This window comes from Paraburkholderia phymatum STM815, from assembly GCF_000020045.1.
Taxonomy (GTDB): domain Bacteria; phylum Pseudomonadota; class Gammaproteobacteria; order Burkholderiales; family Burkholderiaceae; genus Paraburkholderia; species Paraburkholderia phymatum.
The window spans coordinates 2,904,016-2,924,883 of record NC_010622.1 but is presented as its reverse complement, the minus strand read 5'-3'; the positions used below and the strand labels follow the sequence as shown (position 1 = coordinate 2,924,883).

Here is a 20,868-nt window from a genome sequence, read left to right as displayed (position 1 = left end):
GCCAATCGCCTTAACTGCGAACCAGGAGCTCATGTGACTCGCAGATCGTTTTTGACTCTGGCGTGCAGCGCGGCGCTGCTGTCCGCGTGCGGCTTCCAGCTGCGCGGCCAGCAGGACTACGCGTTCAAGCGCCTCGCCATCTCGGGTGGGTCGGGCGCCGTCGCCGCACGCCTGACGCGCCTGGTTCAGGGTGGCAGCGACACGGTGATCGTGACGTCGCCGGCTAATGCCGATGCCATCCTCTCGATCTCGGAAGGGCGCGGAACGGCCGTGCTGACGCTGAATTCGCTCGGCGTGGTGGAAGAGTACGCGCTGAATTACTCGCTGAACTACACGCTGCGCGGCGCGGACGGCACGTTGCTGATTCCGCCCAGCTCGATCGCGCTGAATCGCGCGATGACCTATAGCGATCAGTTTTCGCAGGCGAAGTCCTCCGAAGCGGACATCCTCTACGCCGACATGCAGAACGACGCCGTCGATCAGCTGATGCGGCGTCTGTCCGTCGTGAAGTCGCTGCATCCGGCGCCGGGACAGGAAGTGCCGGGCATCTCGCCGCGCGCGCCGCTGCCGCCGCCACCGCTTTGATCCACCGACTCGACCCGCTTTCACTCTCAGTCACCCGCCGCCATGCAACTGCGTCTTGACGCGCTCGAAGCGCATCTCGCGAAAGGTCTCGCCGGTCTGTACATCGTGTACGGCGACGAGCATCTGCTCGCGCAGGAAGCGTGCGACCGCATCCGCGCGGCGGCGCGTGCGGGCGGCTTCACGGATCGCACGGTGTTCACGGTGGAGCGCGGCTTCGACTGGAGCTCGCTGCTCGGCGCGAGCCAGTCGATGTCGCTGTTTGGCGACCGGCAACTTGTCGAGTTGCGCATTCCGTCAGGCAAGCCCGGCAAGGAAGGCGCCGACGCGCTCAAGACTCTGGCCGCAGCCGCCAACCCCGACGTGCTGACGCTCGTCACGCTGCCGCGTCTCGACGCGGCGACGCAAAAGGCCGCGTGGTTCACTGCGCTGGCCGACGCAGGCGTCGCGCTGAAGATAGATCCCGTCGAGCGTGCGCAATTGCCTGGGTGGATCAGTCAGCGCCTCGCGTCGCAGAATCAGCGAGTTGCGCCAGGTGAAGACGGCAAGCGCGCGTTGCAGTTCATCGCGGAGCGCGTCGAAGGCAATCTGCTCGCGGCGCATCAGGAGATCCAGAAGCTCGGGCTGCTGTATCCCTCTGGCGTATTGACGTTCGAACAGGTTCACGACGCGGTGCTGAACGTCGCGCGCTACGACGTGTTCAAGCTCAACGAAGCGATGCTCGCGGGCGACGTCGGCCGTCTGTCGCGCATGATTGACGGTCTGAAGGGCGAAGGCGAAGCAGCCGTGCTGGTGCTGTGGGCCGTCGTCGAAGAAATCCGCACGCTGCTGCGGATCAAGCGCGGCGTCGATGCGGGCAAGCCGCTTGCCATGCTTTTGCGTGAAAACCGCGTGTGGGGGCCGCGTGAACGGCTCGTCGGTCCGGCGCTGTCGCGTGTGACGGAAGCCGCGCTGGAACGGGCGCTCTCGCTCGCGGCCAGACTCGACCGGCAGGTCAAGGGGCTGTCGGGCGGCACGCCAGGCGATCGTCGCAATGACCCGCCGCCCGATCCGTGGGCGGGACTGTTCGAACTTGCGTTGACGGTCGCCGCGGCGCCGGCGCCGAAGACGCACGCGGCGCCGGTCGGACGGGCGCCGTCAGCGCGAAGCGCGCCGTTACGCCGTCCGTCCTAGGCTGTCGCATCCGTTGCGGTTCGCGCGCCGGAACGCGCGGGTCCTCTGGCAGGCGGCGCGCGCAACCGGCCGGTCACGTCCCGATGCGGGGCTCGGCGGTTTTTCCGGCCTGTGGCAGAAAAGGCCGCCGCGCAACGCGCAAAGGTCGCGCAGCATACAATCGACACATCTTTCATCGGCACGCGTCGCCGCGTGCGGCAGGGCGGCACAATGGGAATCACCATGGATATCGACCAGTACATGACCGACCTCGGGCGCCGTGCGCGCCACGCTTCGCGTGCGATGGCGCGCGCCTCGACGGCAGCGAAGAACGCCGCGCTCGAAGCCGTGGCCGTCGCCATCGAGCGGGAAGCGGATACGCTCAGGCAAGCGAATGCACGCGACCTCGCACGCGCACGCGACAAGGGGCACGATGCCGCTTTCATCGACCGTTTGACGCTGTCGGACAAGGCACTGAAGACGATGGTCGAAGGATTGCGGCAGGTGGCCGCGCTCGCCGACCCGATCGGCGAAATCAGCAATCTCAAGTTCCGGCCGAGCGGCATCCAGGTCGGCCAGATGCGCGTGCCGCTGGGTGTGATAGGCATCATCTACGAGTCCCGCCCGAACGTGACGATCGATGCTGCAGCGCTATGCCTGAAGTCCGGCAACGCGACCATCCTGCGCGGGGGATCGGAAGCGCTCGAATGCAACACGGCACTCGCGAGGCTGATCGGCGAGGGGCTGGACAAGGCGGGCTTGCCGCAGGAGGCGGTGCAGGTAGTCGAGACGTCGGACCGCGCCGCTGTCGGCAAGCTGATTACGATGACCGACTACGTCGACGTCATCGTGCCGCGCGGCGGCAAGAGCCTAATCGCGCGGCTGATGGAAGAATCGCGCGTGCCGATGATCAAGCATCTGGACGGCATCTGTCATGTGTACGTGGATGACCGCGCGGATGTCGCCAAGGCGCTGAACGTGTGCGACAACGCGAAGACGCATCGCTACGGGACGTGCAACACGATGGAGACATTGCTCGTGGCGCGCGGCATTGCGGCACACGTGCTGCCGGCGCTCGGCAAGCTCTATCGCGAGAAGGAGGTCGAATTGCGCGTCGATTCAGCTGCGCGCGCGGTCCTGACGGAGGCGGGCGTCGCACCGCTCGTCGATGCGACGGAAGAAGACTGGCGCACCGAGTATCTCGCGCCCGTGCTCGCGGTGAAGGTGGTGGACGGCATCGACGACGCAATCGGCCATATCAACGAATATGGATCGCACCACACCGACGCCATCGTCACCGAAGACCACGACCGCGCGATGCGTTTCCTTCGCGAAGTGGACTCGGCGAGCGTGATGGTCAACGCATCGACGCGTTTTGCGGACGGCTTCGAGTTCGGCCTGGGCGCCGAGATCGGCATTTCCAACGACAAGCTGCACGCACGCGGGCCCGTCGGTCTCGAAGGGCTGACGTCGCTGAAGTATGTCGTGCTGGGCCACGGGGAAGGCCGTCAGTAAATTCGAATATCGAGAAAAACAAGATTATGGCGATGCTGTGGATCAAGACGTTTCACATCGTTCTGGTGGCTTCGTGGTTTGCGGGTCTGTTCTACCTGCCGCGAATTTTTGTGAATCTGGCGATGGAGACTGATCCGGCGGCGGTGAAACGCCTGTTGCTGATGGCGCGCAAGCTGTTTCGCTTCATGACGCTGATCGCCGTGCCGGCGCTGGCGTGTGGATTGTGGCTTTGGCTGGTTATCGGCATCGGCAGCGGGGAGGGGTGGATACACGCGAAGGTCGGCGTGGTGGTGCTGCTCATCGCTTATCACGCGTATTCTGGCGTGTTGCTGCGAACCTTCGAGCGTGGCGAGAACAAGCGCTCGCACAAGTGGTATCGGATGTTCAACGAGCTGCCCGTGCTTGGGATGCTGGCGGCGGTGGCGTTAGTGGTAATCAAGCCATTCTGATTTCCCCGTCTCGATTCGCGAAGCGCATGTAAAAAGCCCGGTTTGCTGGAAACAGCAAACCGGGCTTTGTGCTTCTGGTCGTCGGGCGCCAGAAGCTTCGGACACCCGACTCACACGAGTGGCTTAGAACTCGTAGCCGACTTGAGCGCGAACGCCTGCGTCGCCCGTCGACGTCACCGACACCGCACCGTTGACCAACCACTTGCTGTTACGCGAGCGGTACGTTGCACCGACGCCAACCGCCGAGCCGTTCTTGTACATGCCGGCACCCGCTGCGACGACCGTATTGCCCGGCTGGGACGGCGTCAGGTTCGGCATGGCCATCGCGGCGGCCACGCCTGCATACGCGTTCTTCGCAACCTGGTTCACGGTGTTCTGCATCGAGTTGAAGCGCTGGTCCGTGTAGTCCTTTGCGCTCATGCCGGCGGGCATGCTGCCCATCGCGTTGGCGACAGTCTGGTTCAACTGGTCGACATTGACGGCGTCCGTGCCTTCTGTGCCCGCGGCGACGTTGGCGATCTGACGCTCGTTACCCTTCGAGCCCACCGACACCGTATTCGCGCGATCTGCCACAGAGTTCGCACCGAGCGCCACCGAGTTGTCAGCCGTCGCCTTCGCATTGCCGCCGATCGCGACCGCATTCGCGCCCGTCGCTTGCGAGTCCGCCAGCTCCGAGTTCGAGTGGAAGTACTTGATGCCAGCGTTGCCCGTCGTGATGCTGGTCAGCGTGTTGTTGATGCTGTTGATATCCGACGTGTTCTGCGTCACACGGCCGTCGAGGTTCGTGACGGCGTCGCCGATCGAGTTGACCGTCGTGCCGCCGACGTTGAAGGTCGGAGCGGAGATCGTGCCGTCGCTGTTTACCGTCGAGCCGCCGCCGATCGCGTTGGCGATCGAAGCGTTCGTCGCGTACAACTGGGCTCCGTTCACTGCGTCCGTGCTCGATGCGTTCACGTCACCGGCCGTGATGCCCGTCAGCTTGCGCGTGCCCGCCGTACCCGTGAAGTCGACCACCGAACCGTCCGTGTCCTTCGCGACCGTGATGTTGCGCGTCGTCTGATCTTGCTGAACCATGCCGATCGTGCCGCTGTTCAGGCCGTTCGAGATGTTCTGGATGTCGGACGTGTTTTGCGTCACACGCGAGTCGAGGTTCGTGATCGCGCCGCCGACGTTGTTGACCGTCGTGCCGCCGACCACATACGTAGGCGCGGAGATTGTGCCGTCGCTATTGACCGTCGAGCCGCCGCCGAGCGCATTCGCCATCGAGTTGCTCACGTTGTACAGCTGCGAGCCGTTGATTGCATCGGTGCTCGATGCGTTCACTGCGCCGGCTGCGACACCCGTGATCACACGCGGACCCGCCGTGCCGGACACGTCGATCAGCGAGCCGCCCGTGCTGGCCGCGACGGTGATGTTCTGCGTCGTCGGGTCTTGCTGGACGAGGCCGACCGCGCCGCTGTTGATCTGCGTGGTCAGGTTGTCGATGTTTGTGGTGTTCTGCGTCGTGCGTGCATCGATGTTGCTGATCGCGCCGCCGACGTTGTTCACCGTCGTGCCGCCGACCACATAGGACGGAGCCGAGATCGAGCCATCGCTGTTCACCGTCGAGCCGCCGCCGAACGCGTTGCTGACCGACTGGCTCACGCCATAGAGCTGCGAACCGTTGATCGCGTCGAAGCTCGAAGCGTTGACGGCGCCTGCTGCGATGCCCGTCAGGATTCGTTGGCCTGCCGTGCCCGTGAAGTCGACGATCGAACCGTCGGTTGCCGCAGCGACCGTGATGTTGCGGGTCGTCGGGTCTTGCTGCACCAGACCGACTTCACCGTTATTGATAGCCGTGGTCAGGTTGGTGATGTCGCTGGAATTCTGCGTGGTGCGTGCATCGATGTTGCTGATCGCGCCGCCGACGTTGTTCACCGTCGTGCCGCCGACCACATACGACGGAGCCGAGATCGAGCCGTCGCTGTTCACCGTCGAGCCGCCGCCGAACGCGTTGCTGACCGACTGGCTCACGCCATAGAGCTGCGAGCCGTTGACCGCATCGAGGCTCGAAGCGTTGACGGCGCCTGCTGCGACGCCCGTGAGCTTGCGTGCACCCGCGGTGCCTGTGAAATCGACGATCGAACCGTCGGTTGCCGCGGCGACCGTGATGTTGCGGGTCGTCGGGTCTTGCTGCACCAGACCGACTTCACCGCTGTTGATAGCCGTGGTCAGGTTGGTGATGTCGCTGGAATTCTGCGTAGTGCGTGCATCGATGTTGCTGATCGCGCCGCCGACGTTGTTGTACGTGTTGCCACCCACCACGTATGTCGGGTTCGTGAGCGCGCCCGTCGTCGAGTTGTAGGTCGAACCGCCGCCCAGCGCCGCTGCCGTCGCTGCGCCTTCCGAGTTCACCTTCGCGTCTTCCGATTGCAGCTGGCTCACGTTCACCGCATCCGTCGGGTTCAGGCCCGCCGCCACGTTCGTGATGCGGCGCTCCGCGCCCGCCTTGCCAACCGACACTTCGCCACCTGCGGCCGTCGCCGCCGACAGCGTGCCGCTGCCCGGGTTATAGCCCGCCGTGCCCAGCGTGGCCGAATTGGCCACCGAGTACGAACCCAGCGCAACGGAGTTTGCCGTCGTCGCACTTGCATGAAATCCGAGCGCGACGGCGCTCGAGGCCGACGCCACAGCACTTGCTCCAGCCCCTAGCGCATAGTCCGCCGTGGCTTGTGCCGTATCGCCGAGCGCGGTGGAGCTTGCCCCGGTAGCTGTTGCATACGTGCCCACCGCAGTAGCAAACGTATTGGTGGCAGTAGCTTGCCCTCCAATCGCTGTTGACTCGAAGCCCGTCGCGGTTGCCATAGCGCCGACTGCCAGTGCGTTGTCGGCGCCTGCATAGGCACCTGACCCATAAGCTGACGCCCCCAAACCAGTCGCTGTACCGCCATCAAGTGCGCCCGCTTGCACCCCGATCGATGCTACCAGGCCCGCACCCGCCGCAGCGACTATGACTGCGCGCCTCACACTCTTCTTCCCACGCCCTTTCGCGTTCTCCTGCGCCGCAACCCAAGTCCCCGTCGACTTGTTCCAGACTGACCGATAAGCCCTGTTCATATTGCAATCCTGTAATTGATGTTACGCAAAAAATGACCGTGCGTACGGTTCGGGCGGATGTAAAGGCGAAACTCGCTTGCCTGTACGAGAGCTCGATAATGTTCCGCAAACGGAAATAAGTAGTACGAAGTAGAAGGCATGGTGTGTGCGATCTGCTGTCTACGCTTAGAACCGGCGTTGGCCAGTGAGCGCATCAATCATTCAGTCAACGTTGTGTGCGAGGTGTTGCATCTTGATGTGGGCAACGAACCATCTCCCTGAGTTGACGAAGTGATTCACTCAAGGGTTTTCACGCAAATTCGACGTTCTCCGACATCCACCTTCGATGCTGACCAATTTACGAAATTGAATTCGGAGAGTTAATGGGAAATGTCTTAAAAATATCTCGGTTATCTGCTATCAGCAGCCCATCGAGTCTCACTGGAAAAAGTGCTGAATGGCTCGGCGAGCGTTTGTAGGGCCGCGAGCCGATAGTCTCCGCAGTCGGCGATCTGATCCAAATTCAAGTGCCACCGACCAAGACAGGTCGGGAATGGGCTTCTGCTTCTCCCAGCTGCCGCCACTTCGGACCGCGCTTCGCTTGGACGTACCTCAGCCACCGCCTTATACGACTTAGGATTTGGTCGACGCGATTAAGACTTGTCCGATATTGATACGTTGCGCATCGCAATATAGTTGGATCGATCGTTGGAGTAGCCAAAAGGCTGTTTGCAGAGATATCTCAAAAAAACAGCTGAAGTCGAAGACTTAGGTCGTGGCTCACCGAATTGGCGTCGCTGGTATCTCCAGAATTTCTTTTCCTCGAACGCCAAGCTCATTTCGCAAAAATAGTTGTCCGCCAAAACCATTTAAGTTGGCTGTGGCGGATGGAAGGTTATTTAGGATTATTTATGAATAAGACATATCGGTCAGTTTGGAACGAGTCGACCGGGACTTGGGTTGCGGCGCAGGAGAACGCGAAAGGGCGTGGAAAGAAGAATGTGAAGCGTGCAGTCATAGTTGCTGCAGCGGGTGCGGGCCTGGTAGCATCGATTGGGGCGCAAGCAGGCGCACTTGATGGCGGTACAGCGATGAATGCTGGGGCATCAGCTTACGGGTCAGGTGCCTACGCAAGCAACGGCAACTCAACTGCAGTCGGCGCCATGACAACCGCGACGGGCTACGAATCAACAGCGATCGGAGGGCAAGCTACTGCCACCAATACGTTTGCTACTGCGGTGGGCACGTTTACAACAGCTACCGGGGTAAGCTCCACCGCGCTCGGCGATACGGCAATAGCCACAGCGGACGATGCGCTAGGGGCTGGAGCAAGTGCTGTGGCGTCGGCCTCGAGCGCCGTCGCGCTTGGATATCGTGCAAGTGCGACGACGGCAAACTCCGTTGCGCTGGGTGCGTACTCGGTGGCGAACTCGGCCACGCTGGGCACGGCGGGCTATAACCCGGGCAGCGGCACGCTGTCGGCCGCGACGGCCGCGGGTGAAGTGTCGGTGGGCAAGGCGGGCGCGGAGCGCCGCATCACGAACGTCGCGGCAGGCCTGAACGGCACGGACGCGGTCAACGTGAGCCAGTTGCAATCTGAGGATGGCAAGGTCAACCAGGACGGCACGACGACGGCAGCCGCACTCGGCGGCGGCTCGGCGTACAACTCGACGACGGGCGCGATCAGCGCGCCGAGCTACGCACTGACGAACGCGAATGCGATCGACGGCACGTCGGGCGCGAAGACGGATATCGGCACGGCATTCAGCACCGTCGATACGGCGCTGGGCAAGCTGAACACGTCGATCACGAACATCAACAACGGCGCGGGCATCAAGTACTTCCACGCGAACTCGACGCTGGCGGATTCGACGGCATCGGGTGGCAACTCGGTTGCAGTCGGTCCGGCAGCGACCGCATCAAACGCCAGCGACATCGCACTCGGAAATGGTGCGCAAACGTTGGCGGGCGGCGCGGGCGCTCAAATTGCCATCGGCAACAATGCCATCGCTTATGGCTCGAACAGCATATCATCCGGCGCCAATTCGGCTTTCGGCAACGGCGCTGTAGCAGGCAGCGGTGTGAGTCTGCTCTCTGGAGCTACGGCAATCGGCTCCAACGCGATAGCAAGCAATTGGGGTACCTCCGCTGTTGGTCACGGGGCGACGGCGAGCGGTAATCAGTCGACAGCTATTGGTGCAATGATCATGGCGACTGGTGACAACAGCAGTGCCGTTGGTAACGCCGCTACGGCGTCGGCCAGCAATGCTACCGCATTGGGCCAGGCAGCAAAGGCCACCACCTCGAACTCGGTGGCGCTGGGCGCGAACTCGCTGGCGAACTCGGCCACGCTGGGCACGGCCGGTTATAACCCGGGCAGCGGCACGCTGTCGGCGGCGACGGCTGCCGGTGAAGTGTCGGTGGGCGCATCGGGCGCCGAACGTCGCATCACGAACGTGGCGGCCGGTCTGAATGGCACGGACGCGGTCAACGTGAGCCAGCTGCAATCGGAAGACGGCAAGGTCAACCAGGACGGCACGACGACGGCAGCCGCACTCGGCGGCGGCTCGGCGTACAACTCGACGACGGGCGCGATCAGCGCGCCGAGCTACGCACTGACGAACGCGAATGCGATCGACGGCACGTCCGGCGCGGCGACGAACATCGGTTCGGCATTCAGCACCGTCGATACGGCGCTGGGCCAGCTGAACACGTCGATCACGAACATCAACAACGGCGCGGGCATCAAGTACTTCCACGCCAACTCGACGCTGGCCGATTCGTCGGCGGCGGGCGCGAACACGGTGGCGATCGGTCCGCAGGCTTTGTCGGGAAGCGCCAACTCCATCGCGATGGGCTATGCAGCGACGGCTAGCAATTCAGGTGGAATAGCGACGGCTTCACTGGCTATCGGTTCAGGTGCCGTGGCAACGGCAGCTACCAGCGGTGGCCCCGCCGGGGATGGTTCGATCGCAATCGGCACGAATGCCCAAGCTGTCCAGGCTAATTCAGGCGGTGCAGCGGGAAACGGTGGTGATATCGCGATCGGTATGAACGCGAACGCCAGCGGCAGCCAGGGCTGGGGCAACAACACCGCCATCGGCAAGGCCGCGACCACCTCCGGTTACAACGGCGTTGCGGTCGGTTCCGAAGCTCTGGCGACATACCAGGCGTCGGCGGTGGGTATGGCATCGACGGCGTCGGGCACGGCTGCGACGGCGGTAGGCTTCAGCACAAACGCGAGCGGTACGAACGCGACGGCAATCGGGCAGAGCACAATGGCATCCGGCTCTAACGCGGTCGGGCTGGGCAGCGCGGCGACGAGCAGCGGGACGAGTTCGATTGCGCTCGGTTCGTCGTCGAAGGCGACTGCGGATTACACATTTGCAGCGGGTAACCTCGCATCGGCTGCGAAGCTCGGCGACGTTTCGCTGGGTGCATCGTCGTCCGCATCGGGTGGTGGTACGTCCGGCACGTACGCTACCGCTGTCGGCACGAATGCAAGCGCGACGGCATCCGGTGCAGTCGGCATCGGCAGCAATGCGGTCGCCTCGGCGGTGAACTCGGTGGCGCTGGGCGCCCTTTCCACCACGACGGCCAACCTGGCCGCGGCAGGCTACAACCCGGGCACGGGCACGCTCGCGGGCACGGCGTCGACGGCCAATGGCGAAGTCTCGGTCGGCTCGGCGGGCAAGGAGCGGCGCGTCACGAACGTAGCGGCCGGTTCGGCAGCAACGGATGCAGTGAACGTGAGCCAGTTGCAGTCGGAAGACGGCAAGGTCAATCAGGACGGCACGACGACGGCAGCCGCACTCGGCGGCGGCTCGACGTACAACTCGACGACGGGCGCGATCAGCGCGCCGAGCTACGCACTGACGAACGCGAATGCCATCGACGGCACGTCGGGCGCGAAGACGGATATCGGTTCTGCATTCAGCACCGTCGATACGGCGCTGGGCAAGCTGAACACGTCGATCACGAACATCAACAACGGCGCGGGCATCAAGTACTTCCACGCGAACTCGACGCTGGCGGATTCGTCGGCGTCGGGTGCCAACTCGGTTGCGGTCGGCCCGGCAGCGACTGCATCGATGACTTCGGACGTTGTGATCGGCGCGAATGCGACGACAACCGTAGGTGCCAATAACAGTGTCGGTGCTATCGCCATCGGTGGTGGAGCGACGGCTTATGGTTCGAACAGTATCTCCTCCGGAGCAAACGACGCAATCGGGTCGAACGCTGTGGCGGGTCGTGCTGACACGTCTACGTCGCAGGCGCTCGCGGTCGGCTCGTACGCCACGTCGAGCAACTGGTCGACTGATGCAATCGGTGTGTATTCCACCGCGTCCGGAATCTACGCATCGGCACTTGGCTCTCAGGCGATTGCCACTGGTGATCAGTCGACGGCCGTCGGCGCGTTCAGCAAGGCGACCGCATCCAACTCGACTTCTCTCGGCGAAGGTGCGAGTGCCACCACGTCGAATTCGGTAGCGCTGGGTTACAAGTCGGTGGCGAGTTCTGCCACATTGGCTACGGCAGGATACAACCCGGGCAGCGGCACACTGTCGGCAGCGACGGCTGCGGGTGAAGTGTCGGTGGGCGCGTCGGGTGCGGAGCGCCGGATTACAAACGTCGCCGCGGGCCTGAACGGCACGGACGCGGTCAACGTGAGCCAGTTGCAATCTGAGGATGGCAAGGTCAACCAGGACGGCACGACGACGGCAGCCGCACTCGGCGGCGGCTCGGCGTACAACTCGACAACGGGCGCGATCAGCGCGCCGAGCTACGCGCTGACGAACGCGAATGCGATCGACGGCACGTCCGGCGCGGCGACGAACATCGGTTCGGCATTCAGCACCGTCGATACGGCGCTGGGCAAGCTGAACACGTCGATCACGAACATCAACAACGGCGCGGGCATCAAGTACTTCCACGCGAACCCGGGGGGGGCAGATTCTGTCGCAAGCGGTGCGAATGGTGCGATAGCAATCGGTGCTCAATCGACTGCGTCAGGCATCGGTTCAATCGCGATGGGTTCCCCGGGTTCGTTTTCCGCATCAGCCGTCGCGTCGGGTACGGATGCAATGGCGCTCGGTAACGGCGCGCAAACGCCAGTCCAGGCCGCGACGGCCATCGGTGTGTCCGCAACGGCCAGCGGGCTCTTCTCCACAGCGCTTGGCGCCAGTTCTGTGGCGACGGCGAGCAACTCAGTAGCGCTGGGCGCCTACTCGACGACGACCGCAAACCTGAGCGCCGCGGGCTACAACCCTGGCAGCGGTACGTTGTCAGGGACTGCTTCAACGGCCAATGGTGAAGTGTCGGTGGGCTCAGCAGGCAAGGAACGTCGCGTGACGAACGTGGCTGCGGGTTCGGCAGCCACGGACGCGGTGAACGTGAGCCAGTTGCAATCTGAGGATGGCAAGGTCAACCAGAACGGCACAACGACGGCAGCCGCACTCGGCGGCGGCTCGGCGTACAACTCGACGACGGGCGCGATCAGCGCGCCGAGCTACGCGCTGACGAACGCCAATGCGATCGACGGCACGTCCGGCGCGGCGACGAACATCGGTTCTGCATTCAGCACCGTCGATACGGCGCTGGGCAAGCTGAACACGTCGATCGCGAACATCAACAACGGCGCGGGCATCAAGTACTTCCACGCGAACTCGACGCTGGCGGACTCGGTGGCGACGGGCACGGACGCGGTGGCGATCGGCGGCAACGCGAGCGCGACGACGGCGAACTCGGTGGCGCTAGGCTCGAACTCGCTGGCCAGCTCGACGACGCTGGCGACGGCAGGCTTTGCGCCGGTGGGCGGCACGGCGATCGCGGCAGCCACGGCGGCAGGTGAAGTGTCGGTGGGCAAGGCGGGCGCGGAGCGCCGCATCACGAACGTGGCGGCGGGTCTGAACCCGACGGACGCGGTGAACGTGAGCCAGCTGATGTCGGAAGACGCGAAGGTGAACAACGTATCGAACAATGTTTCGAACGTTTCGAACAACGTGTCGAACCTGAGCAACACGGTCAACAACCTGGGCAACAACGTCACCAACATCAACAACCAGGTGACGAACATCGTCAATGGCGGTGGCATCAAGTACTTCCACACGAACTCGACGCTGGCGGACTCGGTGGCGACGGGTGTGGACGCGGTGGCGATCGGCGGCAACGCGAGCGCGACGACGGCGAACTCGGTGGCGCTAGGCTCGAACTCGCTGGCGAACTCGGCGACGCTGGCGACGGCAGGCTTTGCGCCGACGGGCGGCACGGCGATCGCGGCAGCCACGGCGGCAGGTGAAGTGTCGGTGGGCAAGGCGGGCGCGGAGCGCCGCATCACGAACGTGGCGGCGGGCCTGAACCCGACGGACGCGGTGAACGTGAGCCAGCTGATGTCGGAAGACGCGAAGGTGAACAACGTCTCGAACAACGTTTCGAACGTTTCGAACAACGTGTCGAACCTGAGCAACACGGTCAACAACCTGGGCAACAACGTCACCAACATCAACAACCAGGTGACGAACATCGTCAATGGCGGTGGCATCAAGTACTTCCACACGAACTCGACGCTGGCGGACTCGGTGGCGACGGGTGTGGACGCGGTGGCGATCGGCGGCAACGCGAGCGCGACGACGGCGAACTCGGTGGCGCTGGGCTCGAACTCGCTGGCCAGCTCGACGACGCTGGCGACGGCAGGCTTTGCGCCGACGGGCGGCACGGCGATCGCGGCAGCCACGGCGGCAGGTGAAGTGTCGGTGGGCAAGGCGGGCGCGGAGCGCCGCATCACGAACGTGGCGGCGGGCCTGAACCCGACGGATGCAGTGAACGTGAGCCAGCTGATGTCGGAAGACGCGAAGGTGAACAACGTCTCGAACAACGTTTCGAACGTGGCGAACAACGTGTCGAACCTGAGCAACACGGTCAACAACCTGGGCAACAACGTCACCAACATCAACAACCAGGTGACGAACATCGTCAACGGCGGTGGCATCAAGTACTTCCACGCGAACTCGACGCTGGCGGACTCGGTGGCGACGGGTGTGAACGCGGTAGCGATCGGCGGCAACTCGAGCGCGACGACGGCGAACTCGGTGGCGCTAGGCTCGAACTCGCTGGCGAACTCGACCACACTGGCGACGGCAGGCTTTACGCCCGTCGGCGGCACGGCGATCTCGGCGGCGACGGCTGCGGGTGAAGTGTCGGTGGGCGCAGCGGGTGCGGAGCGCCGCATCACGAACGTGGCGGCAGGCCTGAACCCGACGGATGCAGTCAACGTGAGCCAGCTGATGTCCGAAGACGCGAAGGTGAACAACGTCTCGAACAATGTTTCGAACGTGGCGAACAATCTCGCGAACCTGGGCAACAACGTTACGAACATCAACAACCAGGTGACGAACATCGTCAACGGCGGTGGCATCAAGTACTTCCACGCGAACTCGACGCTGGCGGACTCGGTGGCGACGGGCACGGACGCGGTGGCGATCGGCGGCAACGCGAGCGCGACGACGACGAACTCGGTGGCGCTGGGCTCGAACTCGCTGGCGAACTCGACGACGCTGGCAACGGCAGGCTTTGCCCCGGCGGGCGGCACGGCGATCGCGGCAGCCACGGCGGCGGGCGAAGTGTCGGTGGGCAAGGCGGGCGCGGAGCGTCGCATCACGAACGTGGCGGCGGGCCTGAACCCGACGGACGCGGTGAACGTGAGCCAGCTGATGTCGGAAGACGCGAAGGTGAACAACGTATCGAACAATGTTTCGAACGTTTCGAACAACGTGTCGAACCTGAGCAACACGGTCAACAACCTGGGCAACAACGTCACCAACATCAACAACCAGGTGACGAACATCGTCAATGGCGGTGGCATCAAGTACTTCCACACGAACTCGACGCTGGCGGACTCGGTGGCGACGGGTGTGGACGCGGTGGCGATCGGCGGCAACGCGAGCGCGACGACGGCGAACTCGGTGGCGCTAGGCTCGAACTCGCTGGCGAACTCGGCGACGCTGGCGACGGCAGGCTTTGCGCCGACGGGCGGCACGGCGATCGCGGCAGCCACGGCGGCAGGTGAAGTGTCGGTGGGCAAGGCGGGCGCGGAGCGCCGCATCACGAACGTGGCGGCGGGCCTGAACCCGACGGACGCGGTGAACGTGAGCCAGCTGATGTCGGAAGACGCGAAGGTGAACAACGTCTCGAACAACGTTTCGAACGTGGCGAACAACGTGTCGAACCTGAGCAACACCGTCAACAACCTGGGCAACAACGTCACCAACATCAACAACCAGGTGACGAACATCGTCAACGGCGGTGGCATCAAGTACTTCCACGCGAACTCGACGCTGGCGGACTCGGTGGCGACGGGTGTGAACGCGGTAGCGATCGGCGGCAACTCGAGCGCGACGACGGCGAACTCGGTGGCGCTGGGCTCGAACTCGCTGGCGAACTCGACCACACTGGCGACGGCAGGCTTTACGCCCGTCGGCGGCACGGCGATCTCGGCGGCGACGGCTGCGGGTGAAGTGTCGGTGGGCGCAGCGGGTGCGGAGCGCCGCATCACGAACGTGGCGGCAGGCCTGAACCCGACGGATGCGGTCAACGTGAGCCAGCTGATGTCCGAAGACGCGAAGGTGAACAACGTCAGTAACAACCTGGCGAACCTGACCAACACCGTCAACAACATCAACAACATTAACAACGGCGGCGGCATCAAGTACTTCCACGCGAACTCGACGCTGGCGGACTCGATGGCGACGGGCGTGAACAGCGTGGCGGCAGGTCCGGCAGCGGTGGCGAGCGCGTCGAACGCAGCGGCGCTGGGCAATGGCGCGAGCGCGACGACGGCGAACTCGGTGGCGCTGGGCTCGAACTCGCTGGCCAGCTCGACGACGCTGGGTACGGCGGGCTTTACGCCCGTCGGCGGCACGGCGATCTCGGCCGCCACGGCGGCAGGTGAAGTGTCGGTGGGCGCAGCGGGTGCGGAGCGCCGCATCACGAACGTGGCGGCGGGCCTGAACCCAACCGATGCGGTGAACGTAAGCCAGCTGCAGTCGGAAGACGCGAAGGTGAACAACGTCTCGAACAACGTTTCGAACGTGGCGAACAATCTCGCGAACCTGGGCAACAATGTCACCAATATCAACAACCAGGTGACGAACATCGTCAATGGCGGTGGCATCAAGTACTTCCACGCAAACTCGACGCTGGCGGACTCGGTGGCGACGGGTGTGAACGCGGTAGCGATCGGCGGCAACGCGAGCGCGACGACGGCGAACTCGGTGGCGCTGGGCTCGAACTCGCTGGCGAACTCGGCGACGCTGGCGACGGCAGGCTTTGCGCCGACGGGCGGCACGGCGATCGCGGCTGCCACGGCGGCAGGTGAAGTGTCGGTGGGCGCAGCGGGTGCGGAGCGCCGCATCACGAACGTGGCGGCGGGCCTGAACCCGACCGATGCGGTGAACGTGAGCCAGCTGATGTCGGAAGACGCGAAGGTGAACAACGTCTCGAACAATGTTTCGAACGTGGCGAACAATCTCGCGAACCTGGGCAACAACGTCACCAACATCAACAACCAGGTGACGAACATCGTCAATGGCGGTGGCATCAAGTACTTCCACGCGAACTCGACGCTGGCGGATTCGGTGGCGACGGGCACGGACGCTGTGGCGATAGGCGGCAACGCGAGCGCGACGACGGCGAACTCGGTGGCGCTGGGCTCGAACTCGCTGGCCAACTCGACGACGCTGGCGACGGCAGGCTTTGCGCCGGTGGGCGGGACGGCGATCGCGGCAGCCACGGCGGCAGGTGAAGTGTCGGTGGGCAAGGCGGGCGCGGAGCGTCGCATCACGAACGTGGCGGCGGGCCTGAACCCGACGGACGCGGTGAACGTCAGCCAGCTGATGTCGGAAGACGCGAAGGTGAACAACGTCTCGAACAACGTTTCGAACGTGGCGAACAATCTCGCGAACCTGGGCAACAACGTCACGAACATCAACAACCAGGTGACGAACATCGTCAATGGCGGTGGCATCAAGTACTTCCACGCGAACTCGACGCTGGCGGACTCGGTGGCGACGGGCACGGACGCGGTGGCGATAGGCGGCAACGCGAGCGCGACGACGGCGAACTCGGTGGCGCTGGGCTCGGGCTCGACGACGACAGCGAACCTGAGTGCAGCCGGCTTCAACCCGGGCAGCGGCACGCTGTCGGGCACGGCGTCGACGGCCAATGGTGAAGTGTCGGTGGGCTCAGCAGGCAAGGAACGTCGCGTGACGAACGTGGCTGCGGGTTCGGCAGCCACGGATGCGGTGAACGTGAGCCAGCTGCAGTCGGAAGACGCGAAGGTGAACACGGAAGGTGCAGCGACGGCAGCGGCACTGGGCGGCGGTTCGACCTACAACTCGACGACGGGCGCGATCACGAACCCGACATACGTGGTGGGTGGCAACACGTACAACAACGTGGGCGGTGCGATCACCAACATTGATGGTCGTGTCACGAACATCAACAACCAGGTGACGAACATCGTCAACGGTGGCGGCATCAAGTACTTCCACGCGAACTCGACGCTGGCGGACTCGGTGGCGACGGGTGTTGACGCGGTGGCGATCGGCGGTAACGCGAGCGCGACGACGGCGAACTCGGTGGCGCTGGGCTCGGGCTCGACGACGACAGCGAACCTGAGTGCAGCCGGCTTTAACCCGGGCAGCGGCACGCTGTCGGGCACGGCGTCGACGGCCAATGGTGAAGTGTCGGTGGGCTCAGCAGGCAAGGAACGTCGCGTGACGAACGTGGCTGCGGGTTCGGCAGCCACGGATGCGGTGAACGTGAGCCAGCTGCAGTCGGAAGACGCGAAGGTGAACACGGAAGGTGCAGCGACGGCAGCGGCGCTGGGCGGCGGTTCGACCTACAACTCGACGACGGGCGCGATCACGAACCCGACATACGTGGTGGGTGGCAACACGTACAACAACGTGGGCGGTGCGATCACCAACATTGATGGTCGTGTCACGAACATCAACAACACGGTGACGAACATCGTCAACGGCGGTGGTATCAAGTACTTCCACGCGAACTCGACGCTGGCAGACTCGGTGGCGACGGGTGTTGACGCGGTGGCGATCGGCGGCAATGCGAGCGCGACGACGGCGAACTCGGTGGCGCTGGGCTCGAACTCGCTGGCGAACTCGACGACGCTGACGGCGGCAGGCTACAACCCGGGCGGCGCTGCGATCGCGGCAGCCACGGCGGCAGGTGAAGTGTCGGTGGGCAAGTCGGGCGCGGAGCGTCGCATCACGAACGTGGCGGCGGGCCTGAACCCGACGGATGCGGTGAACGTGAGCCAGCTGCAATCGGAAGACGCGAAGGTGAACTCGGAAGGCGCAGCGACGGCAGCGGCGCTGGGCGGCGGTTCGACCTACAACTCGACGACGGGCGCGATCACGAACCCGACATACGTGGTGGGTGGCAACACGTACAACAACGTGGCGGGTGCAATCACCAACATCGACGGCCGCGTGACGCAGAACACGACGGACATCAGCAACATCACGACGCAGATCAACAACGGCACGATCGGTCTGGTGCAGCAGGATCCGACGACGCGCGCCATCACGGTGGCCAAGGACACGGACGGTACGCTGGTGGACTTCACGGGCACAGCGGGTGCACGCAAGCTGACGGGCGTGGCCAACGGCGACGTGAACGCATCGAGCGTGGACGCGGTGAACGGCTCGCAGCTGTACAACGTGGCGCAGTCGACGGCGAATGCAATCGGCGGCGGCTCGACGGTGAACAGCGACGGCACGATCAGCAACCCGACGTACGTGGTGGGCGGCAATACCTACAACAACGTGGGCGGCGCGATCACCAACATCGATGGCCGCGTGACGAACATCGACAACACGCTGAACAACATCGTCAACGGCGGCGGCATCAAGTACTTCCACGCGAACTCGACGCTGGCGGATTCGGTGGCGGCGGGGGTGGACGCAGTGGCGATCGGCGGCAACGCGAGCGCGACGGCGGCGAACTCGGTGGCACTGGGCGCAAACGCGACGACGACGGCTGACCTGACGGCCGCGGCGTACAACCCGGGCAGCAGCACGCTGTCGGGCACGGCGCCCGTGGGTGAGGTGTCGGTGGGCTCGGCGGGCAACGAGCGTCGCCTGACGAACGTGGCGGCAGGTTCTGCGGCGACGGACGCGGTGAACGTGAGCCAGCTGCAGTCGGAAGACGCGAAGGTGAACAGCGTGGGCACGAGCATCTCGAACGTGATCGGTGGCGGTTCGACGTATGACGCGTCGACGGGCACGATCACGGGCCCGACGTTCAACATCGGCGGCTCGACGGTGACGACGGTTGCCGGCGCGATCACGAACCTGGACGGCCGCGTGACGCAGAACACGACGGACATCAGCAACATCACGACGCAGATCAACAACGGCACGATCGGTCTGGTGCAGCAGGATCCGACGACGCGCGCCATCACGGTGGCCAAGGACACGGACGGTACGCTGGTGGACTTCACGGGCACAGCGGGTGCACGCAAGCTGACGGGCGTGGCCAACGGCGACGTGAACGCATCGAGCGTGGACGCGGTGAACGGCTCGCAGCTGTACAACGTGGCGCAGTCGACGGCGAATGCAATCGGCGGCGGCTCGACGGTGAACAGCGACGGCACGATCAGCAACCCGACGTACGTGATCAACGGCGGCAACACGACGGTCAGCAACGTGGGTGACGCAATCACCAACATCGATGGCCGCGTGACGAACATCGACAACACGGTGAACAACATCGTGAGCGGCGGCGGCATCAAGTACTTCCACGCGAACTCGACGCTGGCGGATTCGGTGGCGACGGGGGTGGACGCAGTGGCGATCGGCGGCAACGCGAGCGCGACGGTGGCGAACTCGGTGGCCCTTGGTTCGAACTCTCTGACGGGTGCGGTGATTGCCACGACGGGCGCGACGATCGGCGGTCAGAACTACTCGTTCGCGGGCTCGGCTCCCGTGGGTACGGTAAGCGTGGGTAGCGTCGGTCAGGAACGTACGATCACGAACGTCGCTGCAGGTCAGTTGAGCGCAAGCTCGACGGACGCCGTCAACGGTTCTCAGCTGTATGCCACGAACCAGGCCGTGAACCAGGTCCAAAGCCAGGTCAACAACATCTCGACCACGGTGAACAACCTGAGCGCGGGCTCTGTGCAGTACGACAAGAATGCCGATGGTTCAGTCAACTACAGCAGCATCACGGTGGGTGGCGGCAACGCGCCTGACGGCACGGTGATCCACAACGTCGCTGCGGGCACTGACGCTACGGACGCGGTGAACGTCAATCAGTTGAACGACGCCATCGCCAACGTCACGAACATCGCGAACAACGCAGTCGATCCGATGTTCACGGCCAACGGTGATCGCAACACGGAGCAGGCAAGCGCAAGCGGCACGCACGCCACGGCAATGGGCCCTACCGCGAACGCGAGCGGCAACCAGTCGATCGCAGGCGGCTACAACGCTCAGGCGAGCGGCGACAGCTCGATCGCAATGGGCGCGAACTCGAAGGCGACGGCTGACCACGCAGTTGCGCTGGGCGACGGCTCGGTGGCCGATCGTGCGAATACGGTGTCGGTGGGCTCGGCGGGCAACGAACGCCAGATCACCAACGTCGCAGCCGGCACGCAGACGACGGACGCCGTCAACGTCGGCCAGTTGAACGACTCGATCGCTGCCGCTGTGGGCGATCTGCCGGCAGGCACGACCGCGAAGCAGTACACCGACCAGCAGATCAACATGGTCCAGCAGGGCGTCAACAGCGTCGCGCGCAACGCCTACTCGGGTATCGCGGCAGCCACGGCGCTGACGATGATCCCGGACGTCGATCAGGGCAAGACGCTCGCGGTGGGTGTCGGCGGTGGTTCGTACCACGGCTATCAGGCGGCAGCGCTGGGTGCTTCGGCTCGCATCACGCAAAACATCAAGGTCAAGCTCGGCGCAGGCGTCAGCGCGCAGGGCACGACGGTCGGTGTGGGTGCTTCTTACCAGTGGTAACCGGGAAGTAAGCGCAAGGGCGGCGCAGTAAAGGTCAAGGCCGCCTGAGCGCA

At 64.2% G+C, this 20,868-nt stretch carries 5 protein-coding genes and 3 pseudogenes; 6 read left to right on the top strand and 2 right to left on the bottom strand.

Annotated features, from left to right (window positions below):
* The first annotated feature begins 33 nt into the window (after positions 1-33).
* The 4 genes from BPHY_RS13125 (at position 34) to BPHY_RS13110 (ending at position 3,698) form a co-directional block, all read left to right on the top strand.
* Positions 34-585: an LPS-assembly lipoprotein LptE gene (locus tag BPHY_RS13125; RefSeq protein WP_012401961.1), complete on the top strand. Its 552-nt coding sequence runs from the start codon at positions 34-36 to the stop codon at positions 583-585.
* A gap of 42 nt (positions 586-627) precedes the next feature.
* Positions 628-1,755, top strand: a complete 1,128-nt coding sequence (holA, locus tag BPHY_RS13120) for a DNA polymerase III subunit delta (protein ID WP_012401960.1) — start codon at positions 628-630, stop codon at positions 1,753-1,755.
* A gap of 222 nt (positions 1,756-1,977) precedes the next feature.
* Complete coding sequence (locus BPHY_RS13115) at positions 1,978-3,249, top strand: glutamate-5-semialdehyde dehydrogenase (protein WP_012401959.1); 1,272 nt, start codon at positions 1,978-1,980, stop codon at positions 3,247-3,249.
* Between the two features lie 26 nt (positions 3,250-3,275).
* Complete coding sequence (locus tag BPHY_RS13110; protein ID WP_012401958.1) at positions 3,276-3,698, top strand: CopD family protein; 423 nt, start codon at positions 3,276-3,278, stop codon at positions 3,696-3,698.
* Positions 3,699-3,821: 123 nt separating this feature from the next.
* On the opposite strand, the pseudogene BPHY_RS13105 reads toward BPHY_RS13110, so the two are convergent.
* Together BPHY_RS13105 and BPHY_RS44210 are read right to left on the bottom strand one after the other, a co-directional pair.
* Positions 3,822-6,368, bottom strand: a pseudogene (locus BPHY_RS13105) (YadA family autotransporter adhesin); the annotation flags it as partial.
* A gap of 96 nt (positions 6,369-6,464) precedes the next feature.
* Positions 6,465-6,794, bottom strand: a pseudogene (locus BPHY_RS44210) (ESPR domain-containing protein); the annotation flags it as partial.
* An 866-nt stretch (positions 6,795-7,660) separates the two neighbouring features.
* Here BPHY_RS44210 and BPHY_RS44205 point away from each other — a divergent pair.
* Positions 7,661-8,011 (top strand): annotated as a pseudogene (locus BPHY_RS44205) (ESPR-type extended signal peptide-containing protein); the annotation flags it as partial.
* 99 nt (positions 8,012-8,110) lie between these two features.
* Positions 8,111-20,815, top strand: coding sequence for an adhesin (locus BPHY_RS13100; protein WP_407671203.1), 12,705 nt, complete (start codon positions 8,111-8,113; stop codon positions 20,813-20,815).
* Positions 20,816-20,868: the final 53 nt, after the last annotated feature.

Coding starts and splice junctions, on each gene's coding strand:
- holA (WP_012401960.1), top strand. CDS start 628: ATGCAACTGCGTCTTGACGCGCTCGAAGCGCATCTCGCGAAAGGTCTC.
- BPHY_RS13115 (WP_012401959.1), top strand. CDS start 1,978: ATGGATATCGACCAGTACATGACCGACCTCGGGCGCCGTGCGCGCCAC.
- BPHY_RS13110 (WP_012401958.1), top strand. CDS start 3,276: ATGGCGATGCTGTGGATCAAGACGTTTCACATCGTTCTGGTGGCTTCG.